Origin of the sequence: Stenotrophomonas thermophila, from assembly GCF_001499715.1 — a bacterium.
Classification (GTDB): Bacteria; Pseudomonadota; Gammaproteobacteria; order Xanthomonadales; family Xanthomonadaceae; genus Stenotrophomonas; species Stenotrophomonas hibiscicola.
On sequence record NZ_CVIW01000064.1, the window covers coordinates 90,709 to 112,933 of the forward strand.

The window sequence follows — 22,225 nt, forward strand, 5'->3', positions numbered from 1 at the left end:
TGCCGCGCGCCTGTCGCGCACCTGGGAGGGTTTGTGGAATTGAAGTTTGCCTGGCGGCGTCCTGCCGCCATGATGGCGCTGGCTGCCCTGTCGGCGCCGGCCTTCGCTGCCGAAGACGACCGCCCGGTCACGGCCACTCTCGGTGGCCGCCTGCACCTGGACTTCGCCACCTTCGACAACGACAACCGCGGCACCCCGAACAAGGACGACACCGAAATCCGCCGTGCGTGGGTTGACGTGTCCGGCAAGTTCTTCGTGGTCGACTACAAGCTGGAAGCCGATTTCTCCGGCGACCGCGTCGAGGCCAAGGACGTGTACCTGGCGCGCAGCTTCGGCAAGGCCGGCAAGCTCACCGTCGGCCAGTTCAAGCAGTACTTCTCGCTGGATGACCGTACCAGCTCCAACTACGGCAGCTTCCTGGAGCGCGGCAACGCCGGCACCACGCTGGCGCCGCTGTACCGCCTGGGTGCGTCCTGGCAGGCCAACCCCGGTGACTTCACCTGGGCGCCCAGCCTCTACAGCCTGGAGAGCATCGACGCCTGGCAGGTGAAGGGCCATGCGGCGGGTGGCCGCGTCACCTGGGCACCCTCGCCCAGCGACGGCGACGTGCTGCACCTGGGCCTGTCGCTGGCCCGCGAGGCCTACGACAACCCGGGTGCCAACGGCGTGCCCGGCCTGCGTATCCGCCCGCGCCCGGCCGGGCACCTGTCCGACGAGAGCCGCCTGACCCTGGTCGACTTCTCCGCCGGCCGCGATACCGACGTCAACAAGTGGTCGCTGGAATACGCGCAGGTGCGCGGCGCGCTGTCGTGGCAGGGCGAGTTCAGTGGCGCCACCTTCGATGATGGCGCCCAACGCGGCGACGTGATGGCGGCCTACGGCATGCTCAGCTGGTTCGTCACCGGCGAAAGCCGTGCCTACGACGGCAAGACCGGCCGCTTCGCGCGGGTGAAGGACATCCGCCACAAGGCCGGGGCCTTCGAAGTGGCGCTGCGCTACGACCAGATGTGGGGCGCGCAGCATCTCGACGGTGCGCCGGACCTGCGTCGCGGCAGCACCGAAGCCTGGACGCTGGGTGGCAACTGGTACCTGCGCGACAACCTGCGCTTCATGCTCAACGTGATCGAAAGCCGCAACCGTGATCGCCTGGCCGGGGTCACGGTGGACCGCACGCGCGCGGTCACCGGCCGCCTGCAGTACGACTTCTAGGCCCGACATTCCGGGCATTCCGCCCGGGCCCCTTCCACTCCCCACGTCCTGTTTCCGCAAGGAGTCCGCAGATGATGCTGAGCATCCTCGGCTTTGGCATGGTCATTACGTTCATGTACTTGATCATGAGCAAGCGCCTGTCGCCGCTCGTCGCCCTGATCACCATCCCCATCCTGTTCGCGCTGATCGGTGGCTTCGGTGCCGGCATCGACGAGATGATGCTGGAGGGCATCAAGAAGATCGCACCCACCGGCGTGATGCTGATGTTCGCCATCCTCTACTTCGGGGTGATGATCGACGCCGGCCTGTTCGATCCGCTGGTGCGGGTGATCCTGCGCTTCGTCAAGGGCGACCCGATGAAGATCGTGCTTGGCACCGCGGTGCTGGCGATGCTGATCTCGCTCGATGGCGATGGCTCGACCACCTACATGATCACCGTCTCGGCGATGCTGCCGCTGTACCAGCGGTTGGGCATGAACGCACTGAACATGACCTGCGTAACCATCCTGGCCGGTGGCGTGATGAACCTGACCCCGTGGGGCGGCCCGACCGCACGCGCGGCCACCGCGCTGCACGTGGACCCGGCCGATGTGTTCGTGCCGCTGATCCCGTCGATGGTGATCGCCTGTGCAGGCGTGCTGCTGCTGGCCTGGTACCTGGGCCTGACGGAACGCCGTCGCCTCGGCGTGGTGACCCTGCCCAAGGGCGGCAGCTGGATGGACAACAGCGTGTCCGATGACAGCAACCCGCTGCCGACCGTGGAAGACGCCGAGGACATCAAGCGTCCGAAGCTGCTGTGGGTGAACCTTGCGCTGACCGTAACGCTGATGACCGCGCTGATCATCGGCGTGCTGCCGATGCCGGTGCTGTTCATGGTCGGCTTCGCCATCGCCCTGGTGATCAACTATCCGAACCTGGCCGAGCAGCGCCGCCGCGTGGTCAACCACGCCGGCAACGTGCTGTCGGTGGTGTCACTGATCTTCGCCGCAGGCATTTTCACCGGCATCCTCAACAACACCGGCATGGTGGAGGCGATGTCGCACAGCTTCCTGGCCGTCATTCCGGAATCGTGGGGCCCGTACCTGGCGTTGATCACGGCGGTGGCATCGATGCCGTTCACCTTCTTCATGTCCAACGACGCGTTCTACTTCGGCGTGCTGCCAATCCTGTCCGAGGCCGCCGGCAATTACGGCATCACACCAGTGGAAATGGCGCGCGCCTCGCTGGCCGGCCAGCCGGTGCACCTGCTCAGCCCGCTGGTGCCGTCCACCTACCTGCTGGTGGGCCTGGCCAAGGTCGAATTCGCCGACCACCAGAAGTTCACCCTGAAGTGGGCCATCGCCATCTCGATGCTGCTGATGATCGGCAGCCTGCTGTTCGGCCTGTATCCCCTTGCCGCCTGACCCTTTGCCAAGGAGCCTTCTGCAATGACGCTTCGAATCGCTTACGTCACCAGTGGAATGGGCAGTGTCGGCACTGCCATCTGCCAGAGCCTGGCCCGCAGCGGCCACACCGTGGTTGCCGGCTGCGCGCCGAACTCGCCGCGCAAGGCCAACTGGCTGCGCGAGCAGCGCGAACAGGGCTTCGACTTCATCGCCTCCGAAGGCAACGCGACCGACTGGGCCTCGACCAGCGCGGCGTTCGCCAAGGTCCGCGCCGAAGTCGGTGAGGTCGATGTACTGGTCAACAACTCCGGCGGCAGCCGCGACCTGCTGTTCCGCCAGATGACGGTGGAGGACTGGAACGCGGTGATCGCCTCCAACCTCAACGCGCTGTTCAACCTCACCAAGCAGGTGGTCGACGGCATGGCCACGCGCGGCTGGGGCCGCATCATCAACATCGGCTCGGTCAGCGCCCACAAGGGCCAGATCGGCCAGGTCAACTACGCCACCGCCAAGGCCGCGATGCATGGCTTCAGCCGTGCACTGGCTGCCGAAGTTGCGTCGCGCGGGGTCACCGTCAATACGCTGTCGCCGGGCTACATCGCCAGCCAGGCGATCAGCAGCTTCCCGCCGGATGTGCTGGACCGGCTGGCCGCCTCGGTGCCGGTGCGCCGCTTGGGTCGGCCGGAGGAAGTAGCTGGCCTGTGTGCGTGGTTGGCGTCGGATGAAGCTTCGTACGTGACCGGCGCCGACTATCCGGTCAACGGTGGCCTGTACATGGGTTGAGCCCGTCTCCACGCAAGGCGTGGAACGCCTCCCCCACGGAGTGCGCGGGGCCGGTGAACCTTCGCTTGCGAGGGGGATCCGGCCCCTTTTTGTTTCCGCATTTTCGGGACGCATTGCCCGATACATCGGCAGAACCGGTGCTATACCTGCCAACGCTCGCTTAGCCCGATGGATGAACGGCCGGAATCGCGGATCAAGGGGGTTGGCATGCGTGCATTGCTGATTGCGCTTCTTGTGGTCGCCACCCCGCCACTGGCGGCCACCCCACCTGCTGCCACTGCGGATGAGGCGGATGCAACCTGGCGGCTCGTGGAGCGCTGGTCCTTGCAGCTGTCACGCTCTGACCTTGTCGCGCAGCTATCACCCCTGGCTCCGGCCGGCTCGCGTCCGGAAGCAAGAATGGGCCGGGGCGACAGCGCCACCATCGATCTGGCGCCATTCGCGGTCGCTGGGAGGGTCAAGGGGCCCTCTGGCCAGATCTACACCGACGCGTCGGGGCGAATCATCAAAGGCATTACGCTGCGGCTGAGCGGCGCCTGCATCTCGCGAAAGCAGATGGGTCGTCGCTACCCCGACTTCAATGTCCTTTCCGTGCCGTCAGGGCATAGCCTGGACGAGTCGACGGTGTTCGGCACAGTAGTGAACGGCATCCAGATCGGGTTCTCATTCTCCGAACATGACCGTGACTGCATGGACCAGCTCAAATTGAGCTGGCCTGGGGAGCGCTTCTGATTCCCACCGGCCTACCACCATGACGAACATGTTGCAGAACACGCACCACTGCCCTGCATCGTTCGTTGGTTTTTCGTAAAGAAGGTTTCATGTTCCGTTCGCATAGTGGCCATGCACTGCGCACGCGTGCCGGTGACCACCCCCAATGCAACGGACCACCATGCAGACCCGACACCTGACGATCGCCGTGGCGATCGCCCTCTCCGCCGCCACCAGCGCCCATGCCGCCACCGCCGCCGATACCGGCGCCAGCACCGATGCCGCGCTGAGCGCGCAGACGCTGGATACCGTCTCCGTGATCGGCCAGGGCGAGACCCGCCAGGTGCAGCGCATCACCACCGTCGACAAGCAGGTCCTGCCGCCGGGCACCAGCGGGCAGAAGATCCTCGACCGCCTGCCGGGCGTGTCGGTGCAGTCCAACGATGCCTTCGGTGCCAACGAAGAATCGCAGACCATCAGCCTGCGCGGCTTCGACAAGAGCCGCCTCGGCTATACGCTGGACGGCATCCCGCTGGGCGACAACAGCTACGGCAACTACAACGGCCTGAGCATCGCCCGCGCGATCATCGCCGAGAATCTGGCCGGTGCCGAGTTGTCGCAGGGCATCGGTTCGCTGGGCGTGGCCTCGACCAGCAACCTGGGCGGCACCATCCAGTACTTCTCGATGGACCCGTCCACCGAATTCGGTGGCCGCGCCAGCGTCACCGTGGGTGACGACAACCAGCGCCGTGGCTACCTGCGCGTGGATACCGGCGACCTCAACGGCTTCTCGGCCTATGTGTCCGGCGTGCACCAGGACCAGGACATGTGGGCCGCGCCCTACCAGAACCAGACCACCCGCCAGTTCAACGCCAAGGCAGTGTGGAATGTCGGCGACCACCGTTTCGGGGCGTTCGCGGCCACCTCGCGCGCCAGCCAGGCCAACTACGCCTACCTGTCCAAGGACATGCTGGCGCGTGGCCTGGGCTGGGATTGGAACATCTACGCGCCGGACTGGGATCGCGCCGTGGCCGCTGCGTACTGCGCGCCGGGCACCTACAACAAGGCACGCTGCAAGTTCAGCGGCGGCGTCAACAGCATCGACGATGCCTACTACCAGAGCCGCGCATTGCGCGACGACAATCTCTATTCGGTCGATGCCGACCTTCGCCTGGGCGAGCAGGGCCGCCTGAAGCTGCTGGCCTACCACCACGACAACCGTGGCCAGGGCCACTGGTGGGCGCCGGGCCAGCCGTCCTACCCGGGCACCGACAGGATGCTGCCGATCTCGATCCGCAGCACCAACTACACGATCAACCGCGATGGCCTGACCGCCGCGCTGTCGTGGACGGTGGGCATCCACGAGCTGGAAGCCGGCCTGTGGTACGAGCAGAACGACCACAACGTGTCGCGCAACTTCTACTACATCAGCGGCCCGTTCCTGGACGACCTGTACCTGAAGAACCCCGACCGCCTGCTGTTCAACCAGGACTTCGACATCCGCACGCGCCAGTTCTACGTGCAGGACCGCATGCGCTTCCTGGACCAGCGCCTGACCGTGGATGTGGGCATCAAGAGCCCGAACACCCGCATGCGCGCCACCGCCCAGCCGGGCGTGGAAACCAGCATCGCCTCGGGCACGCTGACCGCCAAGGAGTCGGTGCTGCCGCAGGTGGGCCTGGGCTTCAAGCTCAACGCCAACAACGAGCTGTTCGCCTCCTACGCCGAGAACATCGCCGCCTTCGTCGGCGGTGGCAGCGGCGGCCCGCTGCAGGTGTCGCCGGAATCGTTCGCGGCCAGCGCCGGCCTGGAGCCGGAGAAGTCCAAGAGCCTGGAAGCCGGCTTCCGTACCTTCGGCGAGAAGTACCAGGCGTCGATCGCGGGTTACAACGTGAAGTTCGACAACCGCTTGCTGTCGTTGAACCCCTGCTCGAGCATCGAAGTCGGCACGCGTCCGGAGTGCGTGACGCGCTTCATCAACGTCGGTTCGGTGAAGAGCCATGGCGCGGAACTGACCTTCATCCTCAAGCCGATCGACGGCCTGCAGTGGTACAACGCGCTGTCCTGGAACAAGACCACCTACGAGGATGACTACACCTCGGGCGGCGCGATCGTGCCGGTGGCCGGCAAGATCACGGTGGATACGCCGCAGCGCATGGCCTCCAGCGAGATCAGCTGGAACCGTGACGGGTTCTTCGCCAGCCTGCGTGCGAAGTACACCGGCAAGCGCTACTACACCTACACCAACGACCAGTCGGTGCCGGGCGTGACCACCTTCGACGCTGGTGCAGGCTACGACTTCGGCCCGGGCCTGGGCCTGCGCAACGTGCGGGTGTCGTTGAACGCGACCAACCTGACCAACAAGCGCTACGCGGGCCAGCTGAGCTCGTTCGCACCGACCGACCCGAACGGCACGCGCTATGCGATCCACGCGAGCGCACCGCGGCAGCTGTTCATGACGGTGGCGGCGGAGTTCTAGGTCGAAAGCGTTGCTCCGCGGCGTCTTGATTATCATCGCGGGGCAGAGCCGGATGGGCCGGCGCAGGGCACGCCGTAAACCCCGCTCCGCGGTCCGGCCCAGCCGCTAGCGGCTGTGCGTTCGGGCGCTTGCGAAGCAGTGCTTCGCAAGCAAAGCGCCCTCACCCATGGGGGCTCGATGGCGCCATCCATGGCGCCAACGGTCCTGCGCCGGCCCATCCGACCCTGCTCGACGGCTTCCCGCGCCACGGTGCGGAAGGCAAAGAAGAGCAAAAGCAAAGAGCCGGGCATTGCCCGGCTCTTTGCTTTTCAAGCGCAATCCCTTCGGCGCGGTGATGTGCTGCCGCCCGCGCGGGAAACTGTCTGGCGGCGGTGGGGCACCCTGGCCAGGACCGTGAGGCGCATGGATGCGCCGATCGAGCCCCCATGGATGGGTTTACGGCGTGTCCTGGCCAGGGTGCCCCACCGCCGCCCAGCGATATCCATCGAGGCGCCAGCGCATCATCCCGCCAACGCATTTCATTCCGGCGCCAGCTGGTCCATCCGTATCCGGTTGGCGAACAGCGAGAACGCCAGCATCCCGGCCAGCCCGTTCGCCCGGCTCACCCAATGCGGCAGCCAGCGCGGTGGCTTCAGCACCCCAGCCTCGAACAACGGCGCGAACGCGATCGCATCGGCCAGGCTCATCTTGCCGGCGAACAACCAGCGGCAGACCTGCAGGCGGTCCTCGGCCAGCATGTGCCGGAAGAAGGTATGCACCGACACCAGCCCGCGCAGATACACCGTGTCCTTGGTGAACGCCAGGCCGCCATTGGGCGGCACGCCACGGAACACGCGCTGTGCCGAGGCGAAACTCTCCTCCGGGTTCTGCCCGGCATCGCAGAAATAGCGGAACACTTCGATGAAGTCGGCGCCTTCGCGTGCCATCGCGATCGCTTCGGTGCGCAGGCTGATCCGCTTCAGGCGCTCGATGTCGATGCTGCCGGTGATCTGCTCGGCGAACGTGGCCAACCCTTCCTGGGTCGCCGTCACCCGTGGCGAGGACAGTGCCAGGCTGGGCAATACCGGCTGGCCGCGACCGTTCAATGCGGTGAGCGAATGCACCAGCGCTTCATGGTGGAACAGCTGCGCGCGGTCGTAAGCGCTGAAGCGCGCGCTGGTACGCAGGCGGATGCGGGTCGGACCGGCAGCGGCCTTGGACACCAGCTCCGGATCCAGCTGAACCTGGATGATGCGCGATTCGAAGAACGCATCCAGATCGTTCTGCAGCTGCAGCTGCAGGGCAATGGCCGAGACCGGTACCTGCTCTTCCGGCGCCAGCAGTTCGTGATCGAGTTCGGTAGCGATCTGGATGAAGTGGCGCGCTGCGTCGCGCGTGCTCGGACCATTGCCCGGCAGCGGCTGCTCGGGTGCGCCGAACAGCTGCACCGAACAGGTATCGACTGCCGCAGTGCCCAGCCCCTCCAACAGCTGCGCGGCCAGATCCCAGCTCTGCGCCGACTGCTGCACATAGTGGCCCAGCGGGTGGCTGTCATCGCAGTCGCCGGCGATCGCGGCCAGCGCACGGCGCTCCTCGCTGAAGTCGAGCCGGGGGTAATCCACTTTCGGCAGCACCGGCTGGCCGCGCGCCACGCTTTCCAGGAACGGGGCCTGCACCGTGGCCGGCCAGCTGGTCAGGCCCAGCAGGCGGATGCCCCCCACGGCCTCGACCAGGCGCGCATCGAGCGCTGCATGGTGGGCCACGTCACGGTCCAGCGTCGCAGTCGGTTCCATGCGCGGACTATAACGCCCTGCCGTGCCCGGCGCGGTGTGCCGCCGCCCGAGCATTGGCTCGGGCGCTACAGGGTGTCCCGGGATGCACCTCTTGTAGAGCCGAGCCCACGCTCGGCTGCACTGTCAACGCCTACGCGGCTTCCCCGCCGGCCGGAACTGCTGGCCCTTGCCCTTCCTGCCGCCGCGTTCCTGCGCGGTCTCGGCCTGGCGGACCGCCAGCTTCGCTGCGGCCACGGCCACTTCTTCCTTCAGCTTGAAGTAGTTCAGCAGCCGGCTTTCTTCGATCTCGCCCGCGTCGATCGCTGCGCGAACAGCACAGCCCGGTTCCTGCTGGTGCTTGCAGTCGTTGAAGCGGCACTGTGCGGCCAGCGCTTCGATATCGGCGAAGCCGCCTTCGGACAGCGTCTCTTCACCGGTCGGCTTCAGCTCGCGCATGCCGGGGGTGTCGATCAGGCAGGCACCGGTCGGTAGCGGCATCAGCGCGCGGTGCGTGGTGGTGTGGCGCCCGCGCGAATCGTTGGCACGCACCGCGTTGGTCCTCATCCGCTGCTCGCCGAGCAACGTGTTGGTCAACGTGGACTTGCCGGCACCGGAGGAGCCGACCAGCACCACCGTGCGGCCGGGGCCCAGCCAGGGTTGCAGCACCGCCACGCTGTCGGCGTCCAGGCCGTTGATCGCATGCAAGGCGATGCCCTGCATCTCCAGTTCTTCCAGCACCGCCAGCGCGTCCTCGCTGTATTCGGTCTGGTCGGCCTTGGTCAGCACCACCACCGGTTCGGCACCGCCACCGCCGACCAGCAGCAGGTAGCGCTCGATGCGGCGCGGATTGAAGTCGGCATCCAGGCCACAGACGATGAACACCGTGTCGATGTTGGCCGCGATCACCTGCTGGTGGTAATGCTCGCCTGCCGCGCCTCGCTTGATCGCGGAACGACGTGGCAGCAGGGCGACGATGCGGATGCCGTCCAGCAGCACCCAGTCACCCACCGCAGGCCGCTCATGGCTGGGGAAGCGCGGGCGCTGCCATTCCGGCAGCGACTCGGCCTTGATCGACGCATCCGGGCCATCGGCCACCACGTAGTGGGTCCGGTGCTGCTCGATCACCCGCGCCGGGCGGGCCTGCGGATGCGTGGCCATCGCGGCCTGCCAGTCGGCCTGCTGCGCCGGGCCCGGCCAGGGCCAGCCAATGGTCTGCAGGGCGATGAAATCGGGGGTCTGGGTCATCGCGGCCATTCTACCTGTGCCGACGCTCTGCCAGCCCAGCAATGGCGGGCCCGGAGCCCTTGCCATGCAGTGCAGCAATTCCGGTAGGATGGAAGCCCCATGCCTTTTGACGGCCCAGCTCCCATGTCCACCACCTCGCCCAAGCCCCTGGCCATCCGCGAGCGCCTTTCCGAAGTGCGCTACGAAATCCGCGGAGAACTGGCGCGGCGAGCCCGGGAACTGGAGGCGCAGGGCCGCAAGCTGATCAAGCTCAACATCGGCAACCCGGGCAACTTCGGTTTCCGTGCGCCCGAGCACCTGCAGCGCGCGATTGCCGATGACATGGGCCGTACCGACCCTTACACCCACCAGCAGGGCCTGCCGGTCGCACGCGAAGCCATTGCCGCCGCCTATGCGCGCCGCGGTGCGCCCGATGCGCATCCGGACCGGGTGTTCGTCGGCAACGGCGTGAGCGAACTGATCGATCTGTCGCTGCGGGCGCTGTTGAACCCGGGCGATGAAGTGCTGGTGCCCTCGCCGGACTACCCGCTGTGGTCGGCCGCGGCCATCCTCAACGACGGCCGCCCGGTGTACTACCGCTGCGCGCCGGAAAACGGCTTCCAGCCCGACCCGACCGAGATCGAGACGCTGGTGTCCTCGCGCACCCGCGCCATCGTGCTGATCAACCCGAACAACCCCAGCGGCGCCAGCTACCCGCGCGAACTGCTGGAGCGCGTGGTCGAGATCGCGCGCCGCCACAACCTGTTGCTGCTGGTCGACGAGATCTACGACCAGATCCTGTACGACGACGCGGTGTTCCAGCCGGTCGCGCCGCTGGCCGGCGACCATCCGTGCCTGACCTTCAGCGGCCTGAGCAAGGTGCACCGCGCCTGCGGCTGGCGCGTGGGCTGGGCCCACCTCAGCGGCGATGACGCACGCCTGGGCGATTTCCGCGCCGCGCTGGACCTGCTGAGCGCGCTGCGCCTGTGTGCCAACGTGCCGGGCCAGTACGCCATCGACGCGGCAGTGAACGGCCCGGACACCATTTCCGAGCTGTGCGCCCCCGGCGGCCGTCTGTATGAAACCCGGCGCGCGGTGATCGAGGCCTGCGAGGCCAGCGAACACCTGTCGCTGGTTGCCCCGGCCGGCGCGCTGTACGCGTTCCCGGCCGTGGTCGGTGCCGCCGCCAAGGGCTTCGACGACCACACCTTCGCCCTGGACCTGATGAACAACGAAGGCGTGCTGGTCGTACCGGGCTCCAGCTTCAACGTGCCTTACCGCCATCACTTCCGCGTGACCCTGCTGCCGGAAGCCTCGGTCATGCGCGATGTGTTCGCACGCATCGACCGGGTGCTGGCCCGCCGCGCCGAGGACGCCACCAAGGTCGTGCCGCTGAAGCCGCGCCGTTCGGTGGCCTGAGCCGTGGCGTTGTCCTACCTGGCGCTGGGCGACTCGTACACCATCGGAGAAGCGGTTGCCGTCGAAAGCCGCTGGCCGCACCAGCTTGCCGCCGCCCTGCGTGCGCAGGGCATTGAGCTGTCCGATCCGCAGACCATTGCAACCACCGGCTGGACCACCGACGAACTCGATGCCGGCATCGATGCGGCCGCGCCGCAGGGGCCGTTCGATTTCGTCAGCCTGCTGATCGGCGTCAACAACCAGTACCGCGGGCGTCCGCTGGACGAATACCGCAGCCAGTTCCGGGCCCTGTTGGAGCGGGCGATCGGCTTCGCCGGCGGTGATGCCGGGCGCGTGCTGGTGCTGTCCTTCCCGGACTGGGGTGCAACCCCGTTTGGTATCGGCAGCGGCCGTGACCTGACCGCGATCGAGATCGAGACCGACGAGTTCAATGCCGCTGCCGAAGTGATCAGCACCCAGCAGGGCGTGGCCTTCGTCGACATCACCGATATCAGCCGTGACCAGGGCGACAACCCGGCGATGATCGCCGACGACGGCCTGCACCCTTCAGCACGGATGTACGCGCTGTGGAGCGCGCGCGCGCTGCCGGTCGCCGCCCACCTGCTCGGCGGAACGGGCTGAGGCGATGGACGGCACGCCACGGAACGGCCCGCCCCTGCCCTGCACTCCCCTGGCCGCACCGCAGGCCCGTGCGATCGCCGAGGCATTCCGCCCCGCGCACGCCTGGGCGAGCCGCCGCGACTACTACTACACCCGCAGCAAGCTGGGCAGCGACCCGCTGTATGACGGCGTGCTGCAGCACCTGCCTGGCGACGGGCAACCCGTGCTGGACCTGGGCTGCGGGCTGGGCCTGTTCGCCCACGTGCTGCGCCAGCGCGGTGGCTCCCAGCCCTACCTGGGCGTGGACGTGGATGCCGGCAAGATCGCCCGCGCCCAGCGTGCCGCCACCGGCCTGCCCGCTGTGCGCTTCGACTGCCTGGACGTGCAGGCGCCGCTGCCGGCGCAGGCCGGGCATGTGCTGCTGCTGGATGTGCTGCAGTACCTGGACGCGGGCCCACAGCAGGCACTGCTGCGTGAGGCCAGTATGCGGGTCGCTCCCGGCGGCCGCCTGCTGCTGCGCACGCCACTGGCCACCGGCGATGGCCGCGACCGCACCACGCGGGTGGCGGACCGGCTGGCCTGGCTGGTCGGCTGGATGGGCACGCGGCCGCGCCACTACCCCGACCCGCAGGTGCTGCAGGCGACACTGGCCGAGGCCGGATTGAAAGTGACGGCGCCGCGCCCCCTGCATGGACGCACGCCGTTCAACAGCTGGTTGCTGGTGGCCGAACGCCCCGCGTTGTAGCGCCGAGTGCAGCATGTGCCGGCGCTGCGCTACAGGATGATCGCCAACCCTTGTAGCGCCGAGCCCATGCTCGGCTGCTCTACACCACCAGGGCCCGGCGTTACGGAACCGGCAGCCGCGCCTTCAGCCCCCGCTCGTCCAGCGCCTGCAGCACGCGTTCGATGATCGCCAGGTTGTGGCCGTGGGCGGCCCCCTCATGCAGCAGCACGATGGCGCCCGGGCGCAGGTCCGGCAGCAGCCGCGACAGCACGCCCTCCGGCGTGCAGCCGACACCGTCGTAGCCACGGGCGCTCCAGCCCACGCGCACAAGTCCCAGCGCCTTCAACACCGGCGCCACGAACGGATTGGTCATGCCCACCACCGAGCGGTACCAGCGCACCGGGCGACCGCCCACCGCCTGCAGCGCATGCTGGCAGCCCTCGATCTCGGCACGCATCGCTGCCGGGCCCAGCCGCCAGAAGCGCGCCTGTGGATGACTGTGGCTGTGGTTGCCCAAGTCGTGGCCCCGGCGCAGGATCTCCTGCACCAGCTCCGGCTGCGCCAGCGCGCGCTCGCCGACCAGGAAGAACGTGGCACGTGCCTGGTGGCGATCCAGCAGATCGAGCACGGCCCGGGTCTCCGGGCCGGGACCGTCATCGATGGTCAACCAGACGCTGTTGCCGGCCTCCGGTACCCGGCTCAGCACCGGTGCGTAGAAGTGGCTGTTGGGCAGGAAAACCGGCACCAGGAAGAGCGCGTGGCTGGCCACCATCAGCGGCAACCCCCAATGCCAACCGGCCAGTACCCAGACCAGGATCACGCCGAGCTGCGACGCCACCAGCCAGGGCAGCCAGCGCCAGGGCCGGGTCGGGATGCGATGCAATGTTCCTGCGTTGCTCATCCCCCATGATGCCATGAGGGGTAGAATTGATGATTCGAATTCCCGGAACCCCGACGTCCATGTCCCTCGATCCCGCCCTGCGTTCGCGCATCGAATCCATCCTCAACGCCAACCGCGTCGTGCTGTTCATGAAGGGCCAGCCGTCGATGCCGCAGTGTGGTTTCTCGGCCAAGGCCGTCGGCGCCCTGCAGGACCTGGGCGTCGAGTTCGCCCACGTCAACGTGCTGGCCGACCAGGAAATCCGTGAAGGCATCAAGGCCTATGGCGACTGGCCGACCATTCCGCAGCTGTACATCGACGGCGAACTGGTCGGCGGCAGCGACATCGTGCTGCAGATGGCCGCCAGCGGCGAGCTGAGCAGCGTGCTGGGGCTGCCGGCACCGGACCGTACCCCGCCGAGCATCACCGTCACGCCGGCGGCCGTGGAAATGCTCAAGGGCGCGCTGGCCGATGCCCCGGGCGCGGCCCTCCAGCTGACCATCGACGCCCGCTTCCAGCCCAACTTCCAGCTGGCCCCCCACGACGAAAGCGCCATCGCCGCCGAGTCCAACGGCCTGCGCGTGCAGTTCGACCTGGCCAGCGCGCGTCGCGCCAACGGCATCACCATCGACTGGGTGGACGACATCCGCGGCAAGGGCCTGGCCATCGACAACCCGAATGCGCCCAAGCCGGTGCAGGAAATCAGCGTGCGCGATGCCGACGACCTGGTGCGTGCCGGCAACATCACCCTGGTGGACGTGCGCCCGGCCGACGAGCGCGAGATCGCTGCGGTGGGCGTGCCGTTCAAGACCTTCGACGGCAACGGCCGTGCCGAGCTGGAAGCCCTGCCCAAGGACACCGCACTGGCCTTCATGTGCCACCACGGTGGCCGCAGCGCGCAGGCCGCCGAACAGTTCCGTGCGCTGGGCTTCACCAAGGTGTTCAACGTCACCGGCGGCATCAATGCCTGGTCGGAAGATGTCGACAACGGCGTGCCGAAGTACTGATCGGCCGCAGCATGGGGTCAGAGCCCTTTCCGCAGGAAGCGGCTCTGACTCCAGTACAGAAAACGCCGGCATTCGCCGGCGTTTTCTGCATCCACGCCTGGCGTGGATCTACCCGGCGAAACCACCTTCGGCCAGGTAATCCAGTTCTTCCGGGGTGGGGATGCGGCCCAGCACGGCATTGCGGTGCGGAAAGCGCCCGAAGCGACGGATGATGTCGCGGTGCAGTTCGGCGTACTGCAGGTATTCCTTGTCACCCAGCACGTCGAACATCGCCACCGAGCGGTCCTGGTCCAGCGGATCCTCGGAGTGCTCGAACGGCAGGTAGATGAAGGCGCGCAGCTTCGGCACCAGCTGCAGGTCCAGGCCTTCCTCGATGGCGCGCATGGCGTAGTGCCGGGCCAGGCCATCGGTGGCATAGGAATGGGCGGTACCGCGGAAGCAGTTGCGTGGGAACTGGTCGAGCAGCAGCATCAGGGCCAGCGCCCCTTCGGCACTGCCCAGCCAATGTTCGCGCGCGCGCGAGGCGGCGGCGAAATGCTCATCCAGAAACAACTGGCGGAACTGCGCATCGAACGCGTCGTCGCGGGCGAACCACTTCGCAGGGCCCGCCTCCTTCCAGAATTCCACCACTTGCGCGGCAACGTCCATTACCTACTCCCAGGCCCGGACGCCCCGCGTCCGGCCTTCATCATCATTCGTCGAAGCGCAGGTGGCGGACCGACTTGCCGTTGCGCCGGATAAGCTTAAGCGCCTCGATACCGATCTGGATATGGTTTTCCACGAACTGGGAGCTGACCTTGGCATCGGAGGCCTCGGTCTTGACCCCGTCCGGGATCATCGGCTGGTCCGACACCAGCAGCAGCGCGCCACTGGGGATGTGGTTGGCAAAGCCGGCGGCGAATACCGTAGCCGTTTCCATGTCGATGGCCATGCAGCGCATCGCCCGCAGCCGCTCCTTGAAGCCCTCGTCGTGTTCCCACACCCGGCGGTTGGTGGTGTAGACAGTGCCCGTCCAGTAGTCGTGGCCGCGGTCGCGGATCATGGTGGACACCGCACGCTGCAGCGCGAACGCCGGCAACGCCGGGACTTCCGGCGGCAGGTAATCGCCCGAGGTACCCTCGCCACGGATCGCTGCGATCGGCAGCACCAGGTCGCCCAGCTGGTTCTTGCGCTTGAGGCCACCGCACTTGCCCAAAAACAGCACCGCCTTGGGCATCACTGCCGACAGCAGATCCATGATGATCGCGGCATTGGGGCTGCCCATGCCGAAGTTGATCATGGTGATGCCGTCGATGGTGGCACTGGCCATCGGCCGGTCCAGGCCGATGACCGGCGCGCCGGTCAACTCGGAAAAGGTGTGCAGGTAACCGCCGAAATTGGTCAGCAGGATGTGCTGTCCGAACTGGTCCAAGGGCACGCCGGTGTACCGGGGCAGCCAGTTGTCGACGATTTCCTGCTTGCTCTTCATGGGCGGTGGTCCGGTGCACGACGTGGGAACCGGCTATTTTCAGCCAGCCGGGCGGCCCCGTCGAGGCACTGCCGATGCACCTGTGAAGAAGGTCACTTGGCAAGCCCACCACCGCCCGGCTAGCGTCGGCGACTGGATCACGTTGCGAGGGGAACTGCATGGCATCGTCGTTGTTGCGCGCCGGAGTGGCACTGGCACTGCTTTCATTGAGCACGGCGCCTGCGGTGGGGGCGTCGCGCTTTGTCACCGATCCCTACCCCAGCACCTACCAGGCCCATCCCGATGCGCCGGTACTGATCCAGAACGCCACCGTGCTGACCGGCACCGGCCAGCGCCTGGACAACGCCGACGTGCTGCTGCGCGACGGCCGCATCGTTGCCGTCGGCCGCCAGCTGCAGGCCGATGCCGCTGTCACCCGCATTGATGCACAGGGCAAGTGGGTCACTCCGGGCCTGATCGACGTGCATTCGCACCTGGGCGTGTATCCCAGCCCGGGTGTCGGTGCGCACAGCGACGGCAACGAGATGACCGCACCGGTCACCGCCAACGTCTGGGCCGAACATTCGGTGTGGCCGCAGGACCCGGGCTTCGCCACCGCGCTGGCCGGCGGCGTGACCAGCATGCAGGTGCTGCCGGGCTCGGCCAACCTGGTCGGTGGCCGCGGCGTGACCTTGAAGAACGTCCCCGCCATCACCTACCAGGCGATGAAGTTTCCCGGTGCGCCCTGGGGCCTGAAAATGGCGTGCGGCGAGAACCCCAAGCGGGTCTATGGCGAGGGCAAGGGCGTGACCCCGGCCACGCGCATGGGCAACGTGGCCGGCTATCGTGCCGCCTTCATCGATGCCGCCGACTACATCGCCAGGAACAAGCCCAAGCCGGCCAAGCGCAAGAGCTGGTTCGGCAGCGACAAGGGCGACAGCGCCGGTGATGCCGGCGGCAAGCGCGATCTCAAGCTGGACACGCTGGCCGGCGCGATCGAAGGCGACATTCGCGTGCACATCCACTGCTATCGCGCCGACGAGATGGCCACCATGCTCGACCTGGCCAAGGAATTCGGCTTCAAGGTGGCCGCTTTCCACCATGGCGTGGAGGCCTACAAGCTGGCCGACCGGCTGGCCGCCGACGGCGTCTGCGGTGCACTCTGGGCCGATTGGTGGGGCTTCAAGATGGAAGCCTTCGACGGCATTCCCGAGAACATCGCGCTGGTCGACCGGCCGAAGAACAGCTGCGCCGTCGTCCATTCCGATTCACCGGAAGGCATCCAGCGCCTGAACCAGGAAGCAGCCAAGGTGATCGCCGCCGCACGCCGCGCCCACATGCCGGAGATCACCCCTGAGCACGCCATCACCTGGATGACTGCCAACGCCGCCAAGGCGCTGGGCATCGAAGGCCAGACCGGCACTCTGGAGGCGGGCAAGATGGCCGATGTGGTGGTCTGGAACGGCAACCCCTTCAGTTCCTACGCGCTGGCCGAGCAGGTCTTCATCGACGGCCGCCGGTTGTACGACCGCAATGCGCCGGCAACGACGCCGCGTTCTGATTTCCAGCTTGGCCAGGAGGTCCGCTGATGAAGGTGTTCAAGCAGTTGGCGGATTCTGCCGCGAAGGGTAGCCGGGCATGCCTCGGCGCCACTGTCGTGGTGCTGGCCTGCATCTGCGCATCCGCGCAGGCACAGGATCTTCTGGTGCGCAATGCGACGGTGCACACTGCCAGCGCACGCGGTAGCCTGCAGAACGCGGACGTGCTGGTGCAGGGCGGCATCATCCGCGCGGTGGGCAACGGGCTGTCCGCGCCGGCTGGTGCCCTGGTGGTCGAGGCCAATGGCCGCCCGCTGACACCCGCGCTGTTCGGGGGCATCACCGAGATCGGCATCGAAGAAGTCTCCGGTGAAGCGAGCACGGTCGACAGCACGCTGAAGATCGGCGAACAACCGTTGCGCCCCGAATTCGATGTCACCCTGGCCTACAACCCGGCCTCGGTGCTGATCCCGGTGGCGCGCCTGGACGGCATCGGCTTCACCGCCCTGGGGGCCGCCACCGGTGGCGGCTTCGTCGCTGGCCAGGGCGGCGTGATGCGGCTAGACGGCAGCGCCGATCCCCTCGGGCCGCGCGCGCTGTTCCTGCGCCTGGGGTCGGCCGCAGTGGAACTGACCGGGCATTCGCGTGCGGCGCAATGGATGCTGCTGCAGCAGATGGTGGACGAGGCGCGTGGCCAGGTCGCCGCGGACTCACCGCATGCGCTGCTGACCCCGGCCGGGCGCCGCACGCTGGGCCGCTACCTGGCCGGCCACGGCCGCATCGTGGTGGAGGTCGATCGCGCCTCCGACATCCGCCAGCTGCTGCGCTGGGCCGCCCGCGAGAAGGTGAAGATCGCCATCGCCGGTGGCAGCGAAGCCTGGCAGCTGGCACCGGAGCTGGCCGCCGCGCAGGTGCCGGTGTTCGTCGACGTGCTGTCCAACCTGCCGGCCAGCTTCGACCAGATCGGTGCAACCCTGGAAAATGCGGCACGCCTGCAACGGGCCGGCGTGGCGGTCTCGTTCGTGCAGCGTGGCGACGCCTCGCACAACGCCCGCAAGATGCGCCAGCTGGCCGGCAATGCCGTGGCCAATGGACTGCCCTGGGCCGACGGTCTGGCCGGGCTGACCCGGGTACCCGCACAGGCGTTCGGCGTGGCCGACCAGATCGGCAGCATCGAGCCCGGCAAGCGCGCCGACCTGGTGCTGTGGGAAGGCGACCCGCTGGACGTGGCGCACTATGCCGAACAGGTCTGGCTGGGCGGCCGTGCGATGCCGATGCGCTCGCGCCAGACCGACCTGCGTGATCGCTACCTGCAGCGCAATGCGCAGCCCTGACCGCATTGAAGGACACCACCATGGCCACCCTGCGCTGGTACTTCGACTTCGTCTCGCCCTACTCCTACCTGCACTGGCAGAAGCTGAAACAGTTGCCGCAGTTCGCGCAGATCCAGACCGTGCCGATCGCCTTCGGCGCGGTGCTGCATCACCTGGGCAATCTCGGGCCGGCCGAGATTCCGGCCAAGCGCCGTTTCATGTACCGCCAGCTGCAATGGACCGCGCAGGCCGAGGGCACGCCGATGCGCTTCCCGCCCGGCCATCCGTTCAATCCGTTGTCGGCGCTGCGCCTGTGCCTGGCCGCCGGAGCCAGCGCACAGGCGGTGGACGTGCTGTTCGACTGGATCTGGCGCGACGGCCATGCCGGTGACAGCGCCGAAGCCCTGCGCGAACCGGGTGCGCAGCTGGGCATCGAGGATGTCGCCAGCGCCATCGCCGCCCCGGCGGTCAAGGAACAGTTGCGGCGCAACACCGAGGCCGCAATCGGCGCCGGGGTGTTCGGGGTCCCGACCCTGGCCATCGACCAAGAACTGTTCTGGGGCAACGACGCCCATCCGCTGATGGCGGCCGTGCTGGCCGATCCCGCCCTGCTGCAGCAGCCCGAATGGCAACGCCTGGACAGGCTGCCGATGGCGGTGCAGCGCGATCGCTGAACAGGGGTGACGCCTTTCCCTCGGGCGCGGGCTCTGGTTTTGAGATAGATTTCACGTTTCCGAACCTACAACCGCCCTGGAGGGGAGCCGCGGATGCGCATCGGAATCGTAGTCGACTCGGCCTGCGACCTGCCGCAGGACTTCATTGCCGAGCACAACATCGTGCTGCTGCCGATCACCGTCCGCATCGGCGAAGCCGTGCTGGCCGATCACCGCGATGAGCAGGCCACGCTGAGCTTCCTGCACGCGCACGTGGCCGAACACGGCGCCGAGGCGGAAACCATTCCCTTCAGCGTCAACCAGATCCGCGACCTGTTCCTGCAGCAGCTGGTGATCGATTACGACCACGTGTTCTGCATGACCATCACCAAGACCCGCAGCCCGATCCATGACAACGCGCTGCAGGCCAGCTTCGCCATCCTCAACGACTACAAGCCGGTGCGCCAGGCGGCAGGCTACAACTCACCGTTCGCGCTGCGCGTGCTCGATACCCAGAACCTGTTCGCGGCGCAGGCGGTTACGGCGGTGGAAGCCGTGCGCCTGCGCGAGAGCAACGCCAGCGTGCAGCAGATCCGCGAGCGGCTGGAGGAACTGGCCGGCAACGTGCACGGCTATATGGTCACCCGTGACCTGTACTACATGCGTGCGCGTGCGCGGCACAAGGGCGACCGCAGTGTCGGCCTGCTCAGTGCGGCGCTGGGCAGCGCGCTGGACATCAAGCCGGTGCTGCACGGCTACCGCGGCGAGACCGGGCCGGTGGCCAAGATCAAGGGCTTCGACAATGCCGTGCAGAAGCTGTTCGCGGTGGTCGGCCAGCGCGTGCGTGCCGGGCTGATGACACCGACGGTGTGCGTCAGCTACGGCGGAGAACTGGACGAGCTGCGCACGCTGCCCGGCTATGCACAGCTGAAAGAGGTCTGCGCCACCCATGGCGTGACCGTGTACGAATCGGTGATGAGCCTGACCGGCATGGTCAACGTCGGCAAGGGCGCGGTCACCGTAGGCTTCGCCGATGGGCCGCATCGGTTCGAATGAGCGCTGGCCACGGCCGGAATCTGCACATCGATTCCACTGCGGTTGTGCCAGTCTTGCCGCACTTCAAGGAGAACGCCATGCCTGCGCAGTACCACATCAGCCTACCAGACCCGTCCAAGGCCCGTGGCAATGACCCTGACCTGTCCTTCCACTCGCAGGGCGCCGCCGGTTTCGCCGAAGAGCTGCAGGATGCCCTGCGCAGCGGCACGCTGTTCGAGCGCTGGAAGGCCAAGCAGCCCGACCCGGACGCGGTGGAACCGCAGTGGGGCGTGACCGATCCGGACGCCACCGTGACCGGCGAGCAGAAAGACCTGCGCATCAACCTGGTGGCCACCACCCGCATCGACAGCGATGTGTTCAAGCAGCGCCTGCGCCTGCTGGCCGGCAGCCACTGGGAACTTCGCGACGTGCGGTGAGGCCAGGCCGGCACTACCCAGCGCGATGTCGCTGGACGGGCGGCACGCCCAACAGGCTGGTTCTGTACGACCAGCGGCGAACCGGATTGGCCTGGCCGAACAGGATGAGGCGGTTTGGCGGCAATGGGCAGCAGCGCGTGACGGGCTGGTCCGCTCAGCAGTCCATCGTTCCGTGCGTGCTGCCCTCGTCATCCAGCACGTGCGCATGCAGGATCACCTGGTTGCGGCCAGCCCGCTTGGCGGCATACAGGCCGGCATCGGCGTCAGCCAGCAACTGATCGGCACTGGCCAGCGCCGGCGGATGCAGGTAACCCACGCCGACGCTGATGCTGACCGGGCCTTCCGGCAATGGCAGCGCTTCGACCGCTTCGCGCAGCCGCTCGGCCAGCGCCAGCACGCCCGACAATGGGCTTCCGGGCACGATGACGGCGAACTCTTCACCGCCATAACGCGCAACGCTGTCACCACCGCGACTGGCTATGGCCTTCAGCACCCCGGCCACCGCCTGCAGGCAACGATCACCGGCCGGATGGCCGTGCTGGTCGTTGAAGGCCTTGAAGTGGTCGATATCCACCAGCAGCAGGCCCAGCTCGGTGCCGCTGCGCCGTGCGCGATTCCACTCGGACGTCAGCCGTGCGTCGAACTCGCGGCGGTTGGCCACGCCGGTCAGGCCATCCTGCCGCGCCAGTTGATCCAGTGCTGCCTGGCGTTCCAGAAGATCGGTCTGCAGCAGGACGCTGCGCAGGCCGAAGCCAAGGGTGGCTACGACGAAGCCCGCAACAGCCAACGGCCGCGCATGATCGACCACCAGCGTGCCGACCACCAGCAGCAGCAATGGCAGGATCATCGGACCAGCGGCCTGCACCGTCCTCGCCAGCCGCGGGTGTGCCGCAGTGCCTGTGTCCGGCGCCGTTTCCAGCGCCAGGCAGGCGATCAGCAGAAAAGGTACGTCGATCAGCAGATCGTTGAACGCACCGAATGCATCATCGGAGGTGTAGTGGTTGATGTAGTAGGCCACCAGCAGATAGGCCAGTGCGTACAACGCCAGTGCACGGAAGAACCTGCGCCGTTCGGGCACGTCGCCGGCCAGCCATCGCACCACGGCGAACGCGGCGATACACAGGTTCTGGATATCGAACATGTGCTGCATGTTGGACATCGCATGGGCGTCGACCTCGACACGGGCGGCGAACGATGCGGTGTGCACGAAGAACAGCACACCCAGCAGCGCCGCCATCGCCGCGTCGATCAGGCTGATGCTCAGGCGCTCGCGGCGTGCCCGGGCCAGGATGAACACCAGGGGCACGCCATACAGCACGTACAGGAACAGGCTTGCGCGCGGGGTGAAATCAGCACGCCCGGCGCCCAAGGCGTCGATCATGTTGAACGCCATGCCGCCGGCCCACAGCAGCAGTGCCAATGCCGTGGCGCGCCACCCCAGTGCCGCGCGGTCGCGGCGGGCCCGCCACAGGCAGGCGGCCGCCGCCAGCAACGGGGCGCCGGTCAGGAAAACGAAGGAGCCGACCCCGGCGGGGCCAGGCCACAGGGCCAGCACCAGGCCATGGCACAGCACATACAGCAGCGCCAGCACTACCGGCATGCATCCCCCCGATCCGCAAGGCCGTATGGC

The 22,225-nt window shown here is 67.4% G+C and carries 20 protein-coding genes; 14 read left to right on the plus strand and 6 right to left on the minus strand.

Features of this window, described 5'->3' with window-relative positions:
- Positions 1 to 69: 69 nt before the first annotated feature.
- The 5 genes from BN1263_RS19640 to BN1263_RS19660 all read left to right on the plus strand — a co-directional run bounded on the left by BN1263_RS19640 (position 70) and on the right by BN1263_RS19660 (position 6,567).
- Positions 70 to 1,209: an OprO/OprP family phosphate-selective porin gene (locus BN1263_RS19640; protein ID WP_058983569.1), complete on the plus strand. Its 1,140-nt coding sequence runs from the start codon at positions 70 to 72 to the stop codon at positions 1,207 to 1,209.
- Positions 1,210 to 1,283: 74 nt separating this feature from the next.
- Positions 1,284 to 2,612 (plus strand): CitMHS family transporter, encoded by a 1,329-nt coding sequence (locus BN1263_RS19645; RefSeq protein WP_058983638.1) that lies wholly within the window; start codon positions 1,284 to 1,286, stop codon positions 2,610 to 2,612.
- A 24-nt stretch (positions 2,613 to 2,636) separates the two neighbouring features.
- Positions 2,637 to 3,377 carry an acetoacetyl-CoA reductase gene (gene phbB / locus BN1263_RS19650; RefSeq protein ID WP_005419193.1) on the plus strand — a complete coding sequence of 247 codons (741 nt, stop codon included), beginning with the start codon at positions 2,637 to 2,639 and terminating at the stop codon, positions 3,375 to 3,377.
- A gap of 207 nt (positions 3,378 to 3,584) precedes the next feature.
- On the plus strand, positions 3,585 to 4,109 hold the full coding sequence (locus BN1263_RS19655; RefSeq protein ID WP_058983571.1) for a hypothetical protein: 525 nt from the start codon (positions 3,585 to 3,587) through the stop codon (positions 4,107 to 4,109).
- Between the two features lie 160 nt (positions 4,110 to 4,269).
- Positions 4,270 to 6,567 (plus strand): TonB-dependent receptor, encoded by a 2,298-nt coding sequence (locus BN1263_RS19660; protein WP_058983572.1) that lies wholly within the window; start codon positions 4,270 to 4,272, stop codon positions 6,565 to 6,567.
- Positions 6,568 to 7,085: 518 nt separating this feature from the next.
- On the opposite strand, the gene BN1263_RS19665 is transcribed toward BN1263_RS19660, so the two are convergent.
- Positions 7,086 to 8,339 carry a flavohemoglobin expression-modulating QEGLA motif protein gene (locus BN1263_RS19665; protein WP_058983574.1) on the minus strand — a complete coding sequence of 418 codons (1,254 nt, stop codon included), beginning with the start codon at positions 8,337 to 8,339 and terminating at the stop codon, positions 7,086 to 7,088.
- Between the two features lie 123 nt (positions 8,340 to 8,462).
- Positions 8,463 to 9,572, minus strand: a complete 1,110-nt coding sequence (rsgA, locus tag BN1263_RS19670; RefSeq protein WP_058983577.1) for a ribosome small subunit-dependent GTPase A — start codon at positions 9,570 to 9,572, stop codon at positions 8,463 to 8,465.
- Positions 9,573 to 9,686: 114 nt separating this feature from the next.
- On the opposite strand from rsgA, the gene BN1263_RS19675 reads away from it, so the two are divergent.
- The 3 genes from BN1263_RS19675 to BN1263_RS19685 are packed head-to-tail and all read left to right on the plus strand — an operon-like array spanning position 9,687 to position 12,306.
- The gene (locus BN1263_RS19675) at positions 9,687 to 10,961 is read left to right on the plus strand and encodes a pyridoxal phosphate-dependent aminotransferase (protein ID WP_058983579.1); all 1,275 of its coding nucleotides are present in this window, start codon (positions 9,687 to 9,689) and stop codon (positions 10,959 to 10,961) included.
- Positions 10,962 to 10,964: 3 nt separating this feature from the next.
- On the plus strand, positions 10,965 to 11,582 hold the full coding sequence (locus BN1263_RS19680) for an SGNH/GDSL hydrolase family protein (RefSeq protein WP_058983581.1): 618 nt from the start codon (positions 10,965 to 10,967) through the stop codon (positions 11,580 to 11,582).
- A gap of 4 nt (positions 11,583 to 11,586) precedes the next feature.
- Complete coding sequence (locus BN1263_RS19685) at positions 11,587 to 12,306, plus strand: class I SAM-dependent methyltransferase (RefSeq protein WP_058983583.1); 720 nt, start codon at positions 11,587 to 11,589, stop codon at positions 12,304 to 12,306.
- A 100-nt stretch (positions 12,307 to 12,406) separates the two neighbouring features.
- Here BN1263_RS19685 and BN1263_RS19690 read toward each other — a convergent pair whose 3' ends face one another.
- Positions 12,407 to 13,186, minus strand: a complete 780-nt coding sequence (locus BN1263_RS19690; protein ID WP_058983586.1) for a polysaccharide deacetylase family protein — start codon at positions 13,184 to 13,186, stop codon at positions 12,407 to 12,409.
- Between the two features lie 59 nt (positions 13,187 to 13,245).
- On the opposite strand from BN1263_RS19690, the gene grxD reads away from it, so the two are divergent.
- The gene (gene grxD / locus BN1263_RS19695) at positions 13,246 to 14,172 is read left to right on the plus strand and encodes a Grx4 family monothiol glutaredoxin (protein WP_026347276.1); all 927 of its coding nucleotides are present in this window, start codon (positions 13,246 to 13,248) and stop codon (positions 14,170 to 14,172) included.
- A gap of 108 nt (positions 14,173 to 14,280) precedes the next feature.
- Here grxD and BN1263_RS19700 read toward each other — a convergent pair whose 3' ends face one another.
- Both BN1263_RS19700 and BN1263_RS19705 read right to left on the minus strand, forming a co-directional pair.
- Positions 14,281 to 14,820, minus strand: coding sequence for a DUF924 family protein (locus BN1263_RS19700; RefSeq protein WP_049421811.1), 540 nt, complete (start codon positions 14,818 to 14,820; stop codon positions 14,281 to 14,283).
- 43 nt (positions 14,821 to 14,863) lie between these two features.
- On the minus strand, positions 14,864 to 15,640 hold the full coding sequence (locus BN1263_RS19705) for an AMP nucleosidase (protein ID WP_058983588.1): 777 nt from the start codon (positions 15,638 to 15,640) through the stop codon (positions 14,864 to 14,866).
- A gap of 158 nt (positions 15,641 to 15,798) precedes the next feature.
- Here BN1263_RS19705 and BN1263_RS19710 point away from each other — a divergent pair, with 158 nt between their 5' ends.
- The 5 genes from BN1263_RS19710 to BN1263_RS19730 all read left to right on the plus strand — a co-directional run bounded on the left by BN1263_RS19710 (position 15,799) and on the right by BN1263_RS19730 (position 20,595).
- On the plus strand, positions 15,799 to 17,208 hold the full coding sequence (locus BN1263_RS19710; RefSeq protein WP_058983592.1) for an amidohydrolase: 1,410 nt from the start codon (positions 15,799 to 15,801) through the stop codon (positions 17,206 to 17,208).
- Positions 17,208 to 18,491, plus strand: coding sequence for an amidohydrolase family protein (locus tag BN1263_RS19715; RefSeq protein WP_058983594.1), 1,284 nt, complete (start codon positions 17,208 to 17,210; stop codon positions 18,489 to 18,491). The genes BN1263_RS19710 and BN1263_RS19715 overlap by 1 nt, the downstream gene beginning before the upstream one ends.
- A gap of 20 nt (positions 18,492 to 18,511) precedes the next feature.
- Positions 18,512 to 19,144 (plus strand): 2-hydroxychromene-2-carboxylate isomerase, encoded by a 633-nt coding sequence (locus tag BN1263_RS19720; RefSeq protein ID WP_058983596.1) that lies wholly within the window; start codon positions 18,512 to 18,514, stop codon positions 19,142 to 19,144.
- Between the two features lie 93 nt (positions 19,145 to 19,237).
- Positions 19,238 to 20,179 (plus strand): DegV family protein, encoded by a 942-nt coding sequence (locus BN1263_RS19725; protein WP_058983598.1) that lies wholly within the window; start codon positions 19,238 to 19,240, stop codon positions 20,177 to 20,179.
- A 77-nt stretch (positions 20,180 to 20,256) separates the two neighbouring features.
- Positions 20,257 to 20,595, plus strand: a complete 339-nt coding sequence (locus tag BN1263_RS19730) for a hypothetical protein (protein ID WP_005414449.1) — start codon at positions 20,257 to 20,259, stop codon at positions 20,593 to 20,595.
- Positions 20,596 to 20,749: 154 nt separating this feature from the next.
- Here the strand turns inward: BN1263_RS19730 and BN1263_RS19735 are convergent, their stop codons facing one another.
- Positions 20,750 to 22,195, minus strand: a complete 1,446-nt coding sequence (locus BN1263_RS19735; protein WP_058983601.1) for a GGDEF domain-containing protein — start codon at positions 22,193 to 22,195, stop codon at positions 20,750 to 20,752.
- Positions 22,196 to 22,225 lie beyond the last annotated feature (30 nt).